At 52.4% G+C, this 14,222-nt stretch carries 9 protein-coding genes; 1 reads left to right on the forward strand and 8 read right to left on the reverse strand.

The annotated features are described in order from the left end of the window. Positions 1 to 39 precede the first annotated feature (39 nt). The 6 genes from NNO04_RS17090 to atoS all read right to left on the reverse strand — a co-directional run bounded on the left by NNO04_RS17090 (position 40) and on the right by atoS (position 7,303). Entirely contained in the window at positions 40 to 1,224 is a 1,185-nt protein-coding gene (locus tag NNO04_RS17090) for an acetyl-CoA C-acetyltransferase (RefSeq protein WP_271445708.1), read from the reverse strand. Between the two features lie 29 nt (positions 1,225 to 1,253). Further along, positions 1,254 to 2,576 (reverse strand): TIGR00366 family protein, encoded by a 1,323-nt coding sequence (locus NNO04_RS17095; protein ID WP_271445709.1) that lies wholly within the window; start codon positions 2,574 to 2,576, stop codon positions 1,254 to 1,256. Then, positions 2,573 to 3,223: a 3-oxoacid CoA-transferase subunit B gene (locus NNO04_RS17100; protein ID WP_271445710.1), complete on the reverse strand. Its 651-nt coding sequence runs from the start codon at positions 3,221 to 3,223 to the stop codon at positions 2,573 to 2,575. Before NNO04_RS17100 ends, NNO04_RS17095 begins: the two co-directional genes overlap by 4 nt. A gap of 2 nt (positions 3,224 to 3,225) precedes the next feature. Continuing rightward, positions 3,226 to 3,885 (reverse strand): acetate CoA-transferase subunit alpha, encoded by a 660-nt coding sequence (gene atoD, locus NNO04_RS17105; RefSeq protein ID WP_271445711.1) that lies wholly within the window; start codon positions 3,883 to 3,885, stop codon positions 3,226 to 3,228. Positions 3,886 to 4,082: 197 nt separating this feature from the next. Next, positions 4,083 to 5,468 (reverse strand): acetoacetate metabolism transcriptional regulator AtoC, encoded by a 1,386-nt coding sequence (gene atoC / locus NNO04_RS17110; protein WP_271445712.1) that lies wholly within the window; start codon positions 5,466 to 5,468, stop codon positions 4,083 to 4,085. Beyond that, a complete protein-coding gene (atoS, locus tag NNO04_RS17115) occupies positions 5,465 to 7,303 on the reverse strand; it encodes a two-component system sensor histidine kinase AtoS (RefSeq protein ID WP_271445713.1) in 1,839 nt (612 codons plus the stop codon). The genes atoC and atoS overlap by 4 nt, the downstream gene beginning before the upstream one ends. 168 nt (positions 7,304 to 7,471) lie before the next feature. Here atoS and rcsC point away from each other — a divergent pair, with 168 nt between their 5' ends. Next, on the forward strand, positions 7,472 to 10,318 hold the full coding sequence (rcsC, locus tag NNO04_RS17120) for a two-component system sensor histidine kinase RcsC (protein ID WP_271445714.1): 2,847 nt from the start codon (positions 7,472 to 7,474) through the stop codon (positions 10,316 to 10,318). A gap of 106 nt (positions 10,319 to 10,424) precedes the next feature. Here the strand turns inward: rcsC and rcsB are convergent, their stop codons facing one another. Together rcsB and rcsD are read right to left on the reverse strand one after the other, a co-directional pair. Then, positions 10,425 to 11,075 carry a response regulator transcription factor RcsB gene (gene rcsB / locus NNO04_RS17125; RefSeq protein ID WP_263946796.1) on the reverse strand — a complete coding sequence of 217 codons (651 nt, stop codon included), beginning with the start codon at positions 11,073 to 11,075 and terminating at the stop codon, positions 10,425 to 10,427. A gap of 16 nt (positions 11,076 to 11,091) precedes the next feature. Beyond that, positions 11,092 to 13,761 (reverse strand): phosphotransferase RcsD, encoded by a 2,670-nt coding sequence (rcsD, locus tag NNO04_RS17130; protein WP_271445715.1) that lies wholly within the window; start codon positions 13,759 to 13,761, stop codon positions 11,092 to 11,094. Positions 13,762 to 14,222 lie beyond the last annotated feature (461 nt).

The raw sequence follows: 14,222 nt of genomic DNA on the forward strand, positions 1-14,222 counted from the left end.
CTTGATATGCAAAGGGCCGGAATTCCGGCCCTTTTTCATTTAGTTCAACCGTTCAACAATCATCGCGATCCCCTGACCTCCACCTACACACAGCGTCGCCAGCCCCAACGTTTTATCGTGCGCCTCCAGGCTGTGAAGCAGCGTGACCAGAATTCGCGCGCCACTGGTCCCTATAGGGTGCCCGAGTGCGATAGCGCCGCCGTTTATATTCACTTTCTGAGGATCAAAGCCAAGGACTTTACCCACCGCAAGGAACTGCGCGGCAAATGCTTCATTGGCTTCGATGAGATCGATATCAGAAAGCTGTAGCCCACTCTGTAGCAGCGCCTTTTGGGTGGCAGGAACCGGCCCCATCCCCATCAATGCGGGGGCGACGCCACCGCTGGCATACGCTTTAATACGCGCGAGAGGCTTCAACCCCGCCGCCAGGGCGGCAGATTCATCCATCATCACCAGCGCCGCTGCGCCATCGTTGATCCCCGAGGCATTACCGGCCGTCACGGTACCTTGTTTGTCAAAAGCGGGGCGTAACGCGGCGAGTCCTTCCGTTGTTGTTTCGGCTTTCGGAAATTCATCACGGTCGAAAACCAGCGTTTTCTTGCGTGATGTGATGCTAACGGGGACGATCTCTTTCTGAAACGCGCCGCGTTCAATCGCCGTGACGGCTTTACGTTGTGAGTGGAGCGCCAGTTCATCCTGCATCTCGCGGCTGATGCCGTATTCACGAGCGATGTTTTCCGCGGTGATCCCCATATGATAACCGTGGACGGCGCAGAGCAGGCCATCATGCAAAATAGAGTCGGATAATTGTCCATCGCCGAGGCGATAACCCCAGCGGGCTTTTGCATCCAGCAGATACGGTGCCTGGCTCATGTTCTCCATACCGCCCGCGATAATGGCCTGCGCTTGCCCTGTCGCAATCGCCTGTGCGGCCAGCGCGACGCTTTTCAGGCCAGAACCACACAGTTTGTTGACGGTAAAACCGCAAACCGTATCGGCAAGACCGCTTTTTAACAATACCTGACGCGCCGGGTTTTGCCCGAGACCCGCCTGTAGCACATTGCCCATGATCACTTCATCAACCCGCTGAGGATCGAGTTGCGCGCGTTCAAGTGCAGCCTTGACCGCCGTTACCCCAAGGTCGATAGCGCTGGTGGTTGCCAGTGCGCCGTTAAAGTTGCCAATGGCGGTACGCGCCGCACTGACGATGACACAGTTTTTCATTTTCTATTCCTTAATGTGAAAGTTTGTCGTCAGAACACGCTCAGGCCAATGACGAATATGATCCCGGAAAAGAGCAGGGCAGTGATGCAGTAACCCATGATGTCGCGCACCCCAAGCCCGGCGATAGCCAGCGCAGGTAGCGCCCAGAACGGCTGTGCCATGTTCATCCACTGTTCACCGTAGGCAATCGCCATGACCGACTTGCCAAGATCGGCGCCAAGCGCCTCGGCGGCCGGAAGCACGAAGGGGCCCTGGATGACCCAGTGTCCGCCGCCTGAGGGTACGGCGAAGTTAATCAGCGCAGAGCTGAAGAAGGTCATGAGGGGGAAAGTGTCTTTGTTGGCGACGTTGATGAAGAACTCGGTAATCAGCCCGCCGAGGCCGGAGTGTTCCATCATCAACTGGATACCCGCATAGAAGGGAAACTGCACCAGAATACCTGCGGTACTGCGGGCGGCTGCGCTGACGGCACGCATATATGCCATAGGGGTTTTGTGGAGCAACAATCCGGCAATCAGGAACATCAGATTGACGGTGTTAATCGTGATATTGAAACCTTTATCTGCAAAGTCGAATGCCAGGTAAACAATGCCCATCGCACCGATGATCAGCGCCAGAATACGACTCTCTTCCAGTTTCTCAGAGGGCGGGGCATCAGCCGGTAATGTTTTCTGATAATCCGCGTCTTCCAGCAACAATTTGGGGTCCACGGAGACGACATCAGACGGTTTTGGCATCATCAAACGGGTGATGAACGGCATCACTACGATAAGGCTCAACGTAATGAAAATATTGAACTTAGTGAAAATGGTGTCACTGACCGGAATCAAGCCTGCAATATGCTCGACGGGGTTGCCGGGCGTCGCGGCGAGCAGCGGCATCGAACCAGAAAGACCGCCGCCCCAGGTGATAAAGCCGATATAGGCGCAGGCAATGAGCAGGGGATAATCGGAACCGGGCACCCGACGGGCGACTTCACGGGCAAACATTGCCCCCACCACCAGACCAAAACCCCAGTTGATGACGGACGCGACCGCGCCAAAGAATGTCACCAGCATAACCCCTTGGGCCGGGGTTTTGGCGACGGAAGCAACGGTTCGCAGCAAGCTTTTAACCGGTCCGGAGCTGGCCAGCGCATGTCCCGTGACAATGATTAGCGCCATCTGCATCCCGAATGCCAGCAGGTTCCAGAAACCGTCACCCCAAAACTTCACCATCTTGATGGGGGTTTGTGGCGTTAGCCAAAGGGCAATCCCAAACGTCAGTAGCGTTAGCAACATGGCGAAGATCAGCGGATCGGGAAGCCAGCGGCTGACAAAGCGCGTCATAAAGCGTGAGATACGACCAATCATGCATCACCTCGTTGGATTATCAGGTTGGCAGCAACGTCAAAATGCGCTTCGGTTTTTGCACGAAGCGTGGAGAGGCTGCATTCTTCAGCGATTTCGGTAAGCCACATTTTGCCGTCGATGAAACGGAATACGGCGAGCTCAGTCACCAGCATATGTACCGCATGCTGGGCGGTTAGCGGCATGGTGCAGTAACGCAGAATTTTGGCGGAACCGTCTTTCGCGCAGTGCTCCATGGCAATGATCACTTTGCGAGCGCCAGTGACCAGATCCATTGCCCCACCCATGCCGGGCACCAGTTTGCCGGGAACGACCCAGTTGGCGAGGTTGGCCTGTTCATCTACCTGCAAACCACCGAGGACGCAGGCATCAACGTGACCGCCGCGAATCAATGCAAACGACATAGCGCTATCAAACATCACTGCGCCGGGCAAAATGCCACACGGTTGTCCGCCGGCATTCACTAAATCTGGATGGGCAGTGGTAATCGGACCCAGCCCAAGAAAACCGTTTTCTGATTGCAGGGTGATATGGATATCGGCGGGAAGATAATTGGCGACCAACGTCGGTAGACCAATCCCTAAGTTAACGACGTCTCCATCACGAAGTTCTTGCGCCACGCGGCGCGCAATACGTTGTTTAGCATCCATGATTAACGCTCCTGTGGCATAACGATGTGGTCGATAACCGCGCCTGGGGTGACAATCTGGTCCGGCAGTAAATCGCCGATTTCGACCAGCTCGTCAGGCTCCACCAGGGTGATGTCGGCGGCGAGCGCAATCAGGGGGTTAAAATTGCGGGCGCTGAGTTGATAGGTCAGGTTGCCGAGAGGGTCGGCACGGTGGGCGCGGATTAGCGCCAGATCGGCACGTAGCGGACGTTCAAGCAGCCACTTTTTTCCGTCGAGCGTCATGGTCTGTTTACCGTCTTCCACCACAGTGCCGACGCCCGTTGGGGTCAGAAAACCGCCAAGACCCGCACCGCCACAGCGGATTTGTTCGATCAGGGTTCCTTGTGGAACCAGCAGTACCTCCATTTCTCCGGCAATCATTCGCCGACCGGTTTCGGGGTTGGTGCCAATATGTGAGGCGATAACTTTACTCACCCGGCCATTGACGATAAGTGGGCCAATACCGGTATCGACAAAGGCGGTATCGTTGGCGATTAGCGTGAGATCTCTGACGCCGGAATCGAGGAGAGCGTCGACCAGCCGGGGCGGGGTGCCAACCCCGATAAAACCGCCAACCATGATGGTCATGCCGTCACGAAAAAAAACTGGGGCGTCCTGTAAGGTAATCAGTTTTGTTTTCATTATGTTTCCCTTTTGCATACTCCATGTTGGGTACGCATAGGGAATAGCAAGCGGAATGCCAGAAGCGTGGAATAATGAAAATATTCGTTAACGTATTAATTATGAAGGTTTATTTTTGTTAGTGTGGCGATTTCAGGTGCGGGGGAATATGCAGAATTTTGCGCACTGTGCAAAATTCTGCATAGCAGATTCAGGTATCAATTATCAGCCGGATCAATATCATACTCTTGCAGTTTGTACATCAGGGCGCGTCTGCTGATCCCCAGCATAAGGGCGGTGCGCGTGCGGTTTCCCTCTTGTTGTTCAAGCACCTCTACGATAATGCGTTTTTCTTCGCGCTTGATCTCTTCTTTCAGGTTGCGCTCTCCCGGTTGGGGCGTTTTGACTTCGCTGGCGGGGCTCACTGGCTGGCGAAACTGAGCGGGCAAATCGTCAGCAAAAATCACCGCGCCAGTATTCATGACAACCGCGCGCTCAATTACATTCGATAACTCGCGGATATTACCCGGCCACGGCCATGCGCTGAGTATCGACATTGCCGTAGGGTCTATCTCAATAATATCGCGTTGATTTTCTGAGCTAAATTTTTGTAAAAAGTGGTTGGCGAGCAAGGGGATATCTTCCCGGCGTTCTTTTAAGGGCGGTAGCATCAAATGGATCACATTTAACCGATAAAACAGGTCTTCGCGGAAAGCGCCTTCTTTTACCATCGCGTGGAGATCGCGATTGGTAGAGGCGATAATACGGATATCGACCTGAATGGTCTGATGCCCGCCAATGCGCTCAAACTCTCGTTCTTGCAAAATGCGCAGCAACTTGGCTTGTAAGACGAGCGGCATTTCACCGATTTCATCAAGTAATAACGTTCCCTGATGAGCGCGTTCAAACAGCCCCTGGCGTAATGTTTGCGCGCCGGTGAATGCCCCTTTTTCATGTCCAAACAGTTCGCTTTCCAGTAACGACTCCGGTAGCGCAGCGCAGTTGATCTTGATGAACGGCCCGTTAGCCCGGCGAGAATTATAGTGAAGCGCGCGGGCGATCAGCTCTTTCCCCGTTCCACTTTCTCCACTGATCAGTACGCTGGCCTGGGAGAGGGCAATTTTCGCCGTATCTTTGCAGATATCCATCATGACCGGGCTGTTAGTCAGGATATGTCCCCATTGCCAACTGCTGCTCAGCGCTTTGTGGAGGCTGCGAATTTCTTGCTTCATGGCCTGGAGCTGGAGAGCACGCTGAATAACTAAAGTGAGCTCATCCAGATCGAAGGGTTTGATGACATAATCAAATGCGCCGCTGCGGAGTGCTTCTACGGCAGTCTCTACTTCAGCGTAGGCCGTCATCAGAATGATGGGGATTCGGGGCTGCTGGACTCTCATTATTTTCAGCGCTTCGATACCGCTCATTTCCGGCATACGGATATCCATCAACACAACGTCCGGCTCTATTTCTTCAAAGCATTGCAGCGCGGCCTTGCCGTTGCTGGCGCTGTGTGTTTCATGCCCTTGTAGCGAAAAGGCGGTGGTCAGCATACGGCGAACATTGTCTTCGTCGTCAACGATGAGAATACGGTAGGTGGATTTCATTCAGAGACGGTTCCCTGCGGGTTAATCGGCAAAATCAGCGTAAAAATCGCCCCACAGCCTGGCATGCTGGCAACGCGGATATCGCCCTGATGCGCATTGATGATGCGCTGGCTAAGCGCCAGCCCAAGACCGGTTCCTGAGGCTTTCGTCGTAAAAAAGGGATCAAATATCTTTTTCTGCATCGCGATATCAATACCACAACCATTGTCTTCAACCGTCACCGCCTGTTGTGACGCCGTGTACTGCCAGGTGCGAATACGAATTTCCCCTTTGGCGCCGATTGCCTGCACCGCATTAATTAATATGTTGAGGAGCACCTGTTTGAGCAATTCACGATCTGCAACTATCGGAGACAGTTGGCTATCTAAGTCCATGTGGAAAGAAATCCGCGCCTGAACGCCAGCGGTTTGCACCAGGATAAGTGCCTCTTCGACCAGCGCATTGAGAGCGATCTGTTGCCATTGGCTCTGCCGGGGACGGGATAAATCTAACAACTGTTGGATGACTTTATTGATGGAGTCAATTTCATTGAGCACAACGGAGAGGTATTCCTGGTGCAAAGGCTCGGTGGTCTGTTGGCGGATGATTTGCACATAGCCACGGATGGCGGTTAACGGGTTGCGCACTTCATGTGCCACGCCCGCCATCAGCTCTCCCAGCGTGGCGAGTCTTTCCGTTTGCGCCTGCCGACGTTGTTTCTCTTTGCGGGCCGTTAAGTCGGAGAAAATGACCAGAGCGCCGATTAACTCGCCCCAGGCATTATGAATTCGGCTGGTGGTAACGCGGATTTCAATGGTGCGATCGCGGGCGGGAAAACTGATCTCCTGGGCCAGATGTTCCGTTCCGTGTGCAAGGGTGTCGAGTACCGGACTGTAAAATTGCGAGTGCGTAAACAGGCTGGCGTAAGATTTACCCACCAGTTCCTGTTGCTTATAGCCGGTGATTTGTTCTGCGGCAGGATTAATCGTGATGACATCGCCTTGTCGGTCGATGGCGATAACGCCGTCGGCGGCATTTTCAATGATCAGGTCATTAAGGGTTTTGGTCTCCCGCAACGTTTGCGCCAGCGCGTTGACGCTCTGACTGATTTGCCCCAGTTCACCGGGAAGAGAGGGGAGACGCATGTGGCTGTTTTGCGCAAGGAGCGACAGGCCATCGGTAATAATACCGATGTTAGCGCTGAGCCGCCGTGAAAAAAAGATGATCAGCAACAGGCTACCGATCACGCCTGCGGCCAAAACAGTGATGATCCTGACGTCCATTTTCCATGCTTGCTGGCGAATGTCTTCGGTCAGTTCGTTGGCCCAGATATAACCGAGCACATTACCGTGGCGTTCAATGGGGATCATGGAGTTAAGAATATCGCCCCGCACCTGTTTTCCTGAGTACACCAGCGCAGAACGGCTACTCATGACGTCGCGGCCAGGGTGATCGGGTGATATGGTGATGCCGACATTATGTTGATACAGCGCGGCGGGCGCATAGGTGATGACGGCGTCTAACGCCTGATGGTAATACCCTGCGCCAATCCCGGGAAACGCTGAAGTAATGCGTTCGGTGATCGGGCCTAAATCAGCATTAAGCGCGCGAATACGTTCCTCTCGCGGTAGGTCACTATAGTGGTTAAAACGATCGCCTAATGCATCGTCAAGAAGGCTTAAGACGGCGGAGAGTTTTTTCTCTTTTTCGGACAATACTGCTGAACGGCCTTCAGTTTCTACGATATAACCAATACAAACAGTGGGTATAATGACCATCAATATGGCCACCAGGATCATCTGGTTTCGCAAGCGACGTGGGTATAAGCGGCGAATTACCCATTGTAGATAGCGCATGCTGAATTCCATGTTGTGTTTTTCAGGCAAACGCCGATTATCGGTGATTAGGGCGCAAGTTTCTCAGCGGTGCATCATATTCCCGTCATGAGAGACCATTGCGACGTCGGTCATTTACCGCTACCTTAATCACACTCTATTTACATCCTGAGGCGGAGCTTCGCCCTTTTGAAATACCTTGCTTCCTTCCGCACCACCCTGAAAGTGTCGCGCTACCTGTTCAGGGCGTTGGCGTTATTAATCTGGCTTTTGATTGCGTTTGCTTCGGTGTTTTACATCGTGAATGCGCTACATCAGCGAGAGTCAGAAATCCGTCAGGAGTTCAACCTCAGTTCCGATCAAGCCCAGCGCTACATTCAGCGTACCTCAGACGTCATGAAAGAACTGAAGTACATTGCTGAAAATCGCCTCACGGCGGAAAACGGCGTGATGTCTTCGCGGGCGCGGGACGAAAAGGCTGAAGTGCCCACTTTCGAGCCCCTTTTCGCTGACTCCGACTGTGCCGCCATGAGCAATATGTGGCGGGGATCGCTGGAGTCGCTGTCATGGTTTATGCGCTACTGGCGCGACAATTTTTCCGCTGCTTACGACCTGAATCGCGTCTTTCTGATCGGTAGCGATAACCTCTGTATGGCGAATTTTGGTCTGCGCGACATGCCTGTTGAGCGTGATGCGGCGCTGAAAGCGCTGCACGAGCGTATCGTTAAGTACCGTAACGCTCCACAAGAAGAGAGCGGGAATAACCTCTTTTGGATAGGTCAGGGGCCGCGACCGGGCATCGGCTATTTTTATGCGCTGACGCCGGTCTATCTGGCCAATCGTCTGCAGGCACTGCTGGGTGTTGAACAGCCTATTCGCATGGAAAACTTTTTCACGCCAGGAAGCCTGCCTATGGGCGTGACGATTCTGGATGAAAATGGCCATGCCTTAATTTCGCTAACCGGTCCGGAAAGCAATATCAAAGCGGAACCGCGCTGGATGCAGGAGCGCTCCTGGTTTGGCTATACGGCTGGTTTCCACGAACTGGTGCTGAAGAAAAATTTACCGCCGTCGTCCCTGAGTATTGTCTACTCGGTGCCTGTCGATTTGGTGCTCGAACGCATCCGCATGCTGATCCTTAATGCCATTGTGCTGAATGTGTTGGTAGGCGCCGCCTTGTTTACGCTGGCGCGCATGTATGAACGACGGATTTTCATTCCTGCGGAAAGTGACGCTCAGCGACTGGAAGAACATGAACAGTTCAACCGTAAAATTGTTGCCTCTGCGCCCGTGGGGATCTGTATTTTGCGCACCATCGACGGCATCAATATTCTCAGTAATGAACTTGCGCATACCTATCTGAATATGCTCACCCATGAGGATCGCCAGAGACTGACGCAAATCATCTGCGGACAGCAGGTTAACTTTGTGGACGTGTTGACCAGCAATAATACGAACCTGCAAATTAGCTTCGTTCATTCACGCTATCGCAATGAAAACGTGGCAATTTGCGTGCTGGTGGATGTGAGCGCCCGCGTGAAGATGGAAGAGTCGTTGCAGGAGATGGCGCAGGCGGCCGAGCAGGCCAGTCAGTCTAAATCGATGTTCCTCGCCACCGTCAGCCATGAATTGCGCACACCGCTGTATGGGATTATTGGTAACCTCGATCTGCTGCAAACCAAAGAGCTGCCGAAAGGGGTGGATCGCCTGGTGACGGCGATGAACAACTCCTCCAGTCTGCTGCTAAAAATCATTAGCGACATTCTCGACTTCTCAAAAATCGAGTCTGAGCAGTTGAAAATTGAGCCACGCGAGTTTTCGCCCCGGGAAGTCATGAACCACATTACGGCAAACTACTTGCCGCTGGTGGTGCGTAAACAATTAGGGCTGTATTGCTTTATCGACCCGGATGTCCCGGTCACGCTGAATGGCGATCCAATGCGTTTGCAACAGGTGATTTCCAACCTGCTCAGCAATGCCATTAAATTTACTGATACGGGCTGCATTGTGCTGCATGTTCAGTGTAACGGTGACTATCTCAGTATTCGGGTGCGCGATACGGGTGTGGGGATTCCGGCAAAAGAAGTGGTGCGCTTGTTCGATCCCTTCTTCCAGGTGGGAACCGGGGTGCAGCGGAATTTCCAGGGAACAGGACTGGGGCTGGCGATCTGCGAAAAATTGATCAGCATGATGGACGGCGATATCTCCGTGGACTCTGAACCCGGAATGGGAAGTCAGTTTACGCTACGCATTCCCTTATATGGCGCGCAATTCCCGGTGCGAAAAGCCGTGGACGGCCTTGCGAAAACCCGTTGCTGGCTGGCGGTACGTAACGCTTCGTTGGCCCATTTTGTGGAGTCCAGTCTGGCGCGTAACGGCGTGCAGGTGCTCCGTTATGACGGTCAGGAGCCAGCGGCTGATGACGTGTTGATAACGGATGATGCGCTGGAGCAGCCGTGGCAGGGACGTGCCGCAGTGATTTTCTGCCGTCGCCATATCGGGATCCCGGTGGAAAGAGCGGCGGGCGAGTGGGTGCATAGCGTCGCGTCGCCGCACGAATTACCCGGTCTACTGGCGCGTATTTACAGCATTGAGCTGGACAGTGAAGATCCCGCAACGGCGCTGCCGGCACCTGAAAAAGTGGGCGACGCCAATGACGATATGATGATTCTGGTGGTGGACGATCATCCTATCAACCGCCGTCTGCTGGCCGACCAGTTAGGCACGCTGGGGTATCAGTGCAAAACAGCAAATGACGGTGTGGATGCCCTGAATGTGCTGAGCAAAAACGCCATCGATATTGTGCTTAGCGACGTCAATATGCCGAATATGGATGGCTATCGTCTGACACAGCGTATTCGTCAGTTAGGGTTGACGCTGCCGGTGGTCGGTGTGACGGCCAACGCGCTGGCGGAAGAGAAGCAGCGTTGTCTGGAGTCGGGTATGGATAGCTGCCTGTCGAAACCGGTCACCCTGGATGTGTTGCAACAGACGCTGGCACTCTATGCTGAACGGGTCAGAAAAATGCGGACATAAAAATGCCGGAGGGCGGTTTCGCCTTATCCGGCTTTTGGGTCTGGACATTTTTAACGTCTAAGCCTGAAAGGCATCGCGCCATCAGGCTCGTGACGCGCAATCATTATCAATCTTTGTCAGACGGGCTCAGCGTTACTGAAGAGAGGTAGTTCAGCAGCGCGATATCGTTCTCTACGCCCAGTTTCATCATCGCCGATTTCTTCTGGCTACTGATGGTCTTAATGCTGCGGTTTAGCTTCTTGGCAATTTCTGTCACCAGGAAACCTTCGGCGAACAGGCGCAGGACTTCACTCTCTTTCGGTGACAGACGTTTGTCGCCGTAGCCGCCCGCGCTGATTTTTTCCAGCAGACGAGAAACGCTTTCCGGGGTGAATTTTTTGCCCTTTTGCAGCGCAGCCAGCGCTTTTGGCAAGTCGGTTGGCGCGCCTTGCTTCAGGACAATGCCTTCAATATCGAGATCCAGCACGGCGCTCAGGATCGCCGGGTTATTGTTCATGGTCAGAACAATGATCGACAGGCTCGGGAAATGGCGCTTGATATATTTGATCAAGGTGATCCCGTCGCCGTATTTATCTCCCGGCATTGAGAGATCGGTGATCAAAACATGCGCATCCAGTTTAGGGAGATTGTTGATCAGTGCTGTGGAGTCTTCAAATTCGCCGACAACATTCACCCACTCGATTTGTTCAAGTGATTTGCGAATACCGAACAGTACAATCGGATGGTCATCGGCAATAATTACGTTCATATTGTTCATGTATTGGGCTACCTTGCTACAGCAAGCTTTTGACGTAGGCGTCAATGTCGCTGATGTATTTTTCTATACCTGGAGCATCTTTCTCACGAATAAGATGTTCCAGCGTTTCACATAACTGCTTGCCGGGTACCAGATTAAGCATGGCAAACACCCCTTTCAGGCGGTGGGCCGTTTGGGCCAGCGCAGCAAAATCGCTGGTTGCCGCCTCAGTATACAACCTCTTAACATCATCCGGTACTGTGTCTACAAATAGCGCATAATAACCGCTGGCATGAAGTTCGGCGTTTTCATCTCCTCCCAGAGGGGACTCAGGGATCTCTTCCTGCGCCAGTTGCTCTTCGATAAGTTGTAAGACAGCTTCCTGCATAGCATTGCTCATATTAAAGTTGACGCGCAGTTGGCCAGGGCCGATTTTTCGCACGCCTGACTCATCATCGCTTAAAAGCAAGCCTGAGGCAGTAAGATTAGACGGATTATCCGTTAAAAAGAGATCATATTCTTGACTTACCAGCCGTTCGTCCGGTGTCAAACACGTCGCTCCCCAGTTTTCCAGTTGGCGAACAACAATGTTACGCACGTCGTTAGAGGTGACATCTACCATCACACAAACGTCATCAAGCAGGCGCTCTTCGACTTCAGCATGCTGGTCATGCGGCGTCATTTTAACATGGACGGTATAGCGTGTACCGAGAGTTTCCCGCGTTTTGATATTCAAATGACCGCCAAGTTTGCGGGCTAACTGGTCACATAACCAGAAGGTGAGCGGATTCGCTTTGCCGTAACGGTCGCCCTGCGTTTCATTAATATACGGGAAATGCAGATTATCAATTTCATTAGGCGCCACCCCTTCACCGGTATCCAGAATGCGGAAGGTCAGGCGTTCTTTTGCGGACTCGTCCTGATCAACTTCAAGGGTGATTTTGCCAATCTGTGTCGTGGTAACGGCGTACTGGATGAGCAGCAGCAAGATCCGGCGCAGAGCGTCGCGATCGCCGCGGCGTTCGTCGCTGGCGCTAAGATGGTTATTGATCAACAGTTGCAGGCCTTTGCGCTTAATCACCGGCAGGACCTCTGGCACGACTTCATCGATCAGCGTCTGAATAGAGAACAGTGTCGGTTCACTCTTCCAGCTATCATTCTCCAGAATGTTCGCGAGTTGAATTTCATCCACCATACGTACCAGTACATCGGCCTGATTAGCCAGTTTTTGACTGTCAGGTGTGTTCAATGCGGCGGCGTTAACCGCCAGCATGCGTACCGGTTCTTTCAAAGCAGCGCCGATATTCTGCATAAATGCGGCACGGCCCTGTTGGTTTTTCTCATACAACCGCTGCGCCTGCTTAAGCTTCTTATTAACCAGCACCTCGCGATCCTGATCGCGGATGATAAAGATCTGGGTTCGGGGCGCAATTTGGCTACGAAACAGGCGAATTTCATACAGCTCGTTATTGATAGTGGCCTGAATGACCCCCTGATGCTGTTCCGCCATGCTGGTGATGTTCTGCAAATTGAGGTGCGGCAGCAGGTGATCGGCAATTTTATTGCTGATCACCGTCCGATTGGCCTCCTGGTCATGAACCAACAGACCGAGAGGCAAAAGGGAAACGATCTCTTCATTTATTGCCCGCAGAATACGCAGTTCATTATTTGCCGCTGTATTTGGCGCAACCTCCGTCGAGCGGCCTGGTTGGTGGCGGAAGGTGGTGTAACCAAACAACGCCAGCGCGAGCAGACCGATATTGAGTAGCAACGGCAGCAGGATATTTTGCAGCGTATCAAGCAAAAGCGTTCCGAAAGGCACCAGCCAAACCAGACGCATGTCCGTTGAGTTCAGGGCAGATGAAATCTCAATTTTAGCGCTGTTGAAACTGATACTGACGCTGTCTGGCGACTCTTTCTCATTATTATGCACGGTCGTTGGCGTGGCGTCAGGCTCAAGCCGGAAGCTATCCAGCGGCATGCCGGGCGGGATCAGATCGTTGATTGGCAGATCGAATGCGACCACGGTCGCCAGATGCCCGGGTTGGTTAAAGGTGGTGCGTAACGTGAAGTAATGGCCGTTTTGCCATGTCAGATGACGCAGAGAAGAGAAGCTTTCTCTTTCATCAAGCGCGTTTGCCTGCTGCAACATTTCCGCGCGCCGTGAGTCGACAATATTGCCAATGGTCGACTCTTTAAAGCCGGACGCGAGATCTTTAAGCGGTAAGGTGGAGATGAGGATTAAGCTGTTGTCCTGCCCGTTCAGGTAATACATGGACCACGGTACTGTCTCAGCCCCCCACAACGTATCCAGATAGGTTGAAATACGTTGGGTCATTTCCAGCGTTGAACTGTCGTGGGAGCCAAAAATGAGGGCCTCAGTCTTACGACGCGGTTTCTCCAGATAGTAGACATCTTGTTTCAGCCGCGTTTCTTGCAGACCTTCCCCTGTTGAAGGGTTAGCGCTTGCGGCGATGTTGTCATAAATCTGCCACGTTACGTAGCGCCAGGTATCGACCCGTTTATGCAGCGCGTGGGTGATATCGACAATCTGATAGCTTTTATCTTTCAACCAGGCATTCACAGCGCTTTGCACCATAACACCCATCGTCACCAGCAACACAATGATCAGTAATAAGAAGAAACGGGTAATGCTTCCCGGCAGCAGGGAGAATCGGGTAGAAACCGTTGTGTCAGTCTGACGCATTCGTGTGTATGACCTGTTAACAAGGCGAAAGGGGATAGGGCAGTATAAAGGGTAATGTGTGAATTTCCAGACTCTCGCCTCTTACAAACACTGCATTTCCGTCGGCCTGAGGGGGATCCATTCCTACCGTCTAAATATGTACATCGCATGAAATGGGGTACACATATTTAGGAAAATACTGAAAAGAGTGGCATTAAATAGCAAGAAAATATTTTTGTCGTTAATTCTGAATGAGTATGGAATTAAATGCTGAATTTCAATAACTCATTTTATCCGATAGCACAATGTAGAGGGATGTAGTGTAAAGAAGGGTAAAAAAAAACCGAATGCAGTGCATTCGGCTGAAATAGGGGTAAACAGACATTCAGAAATGAATGACGGTAATAAATAAAGTTAATGATGATAGCGTGTTTATTCTAATGGTCAGTGAGTATTTTGTTTTATCATTCAGTGCTATGAAA

It is taken from the genome of Citrobacter sp. Awk 4 (assembly GCF_028069725.1).
Taxonomy (GTDB): domain Bacteria; phylum Pseudomonadota; class Gammaproteobacteria; order Enterobacterales; family Enterobacteriaceae; genus Citrobacter_D.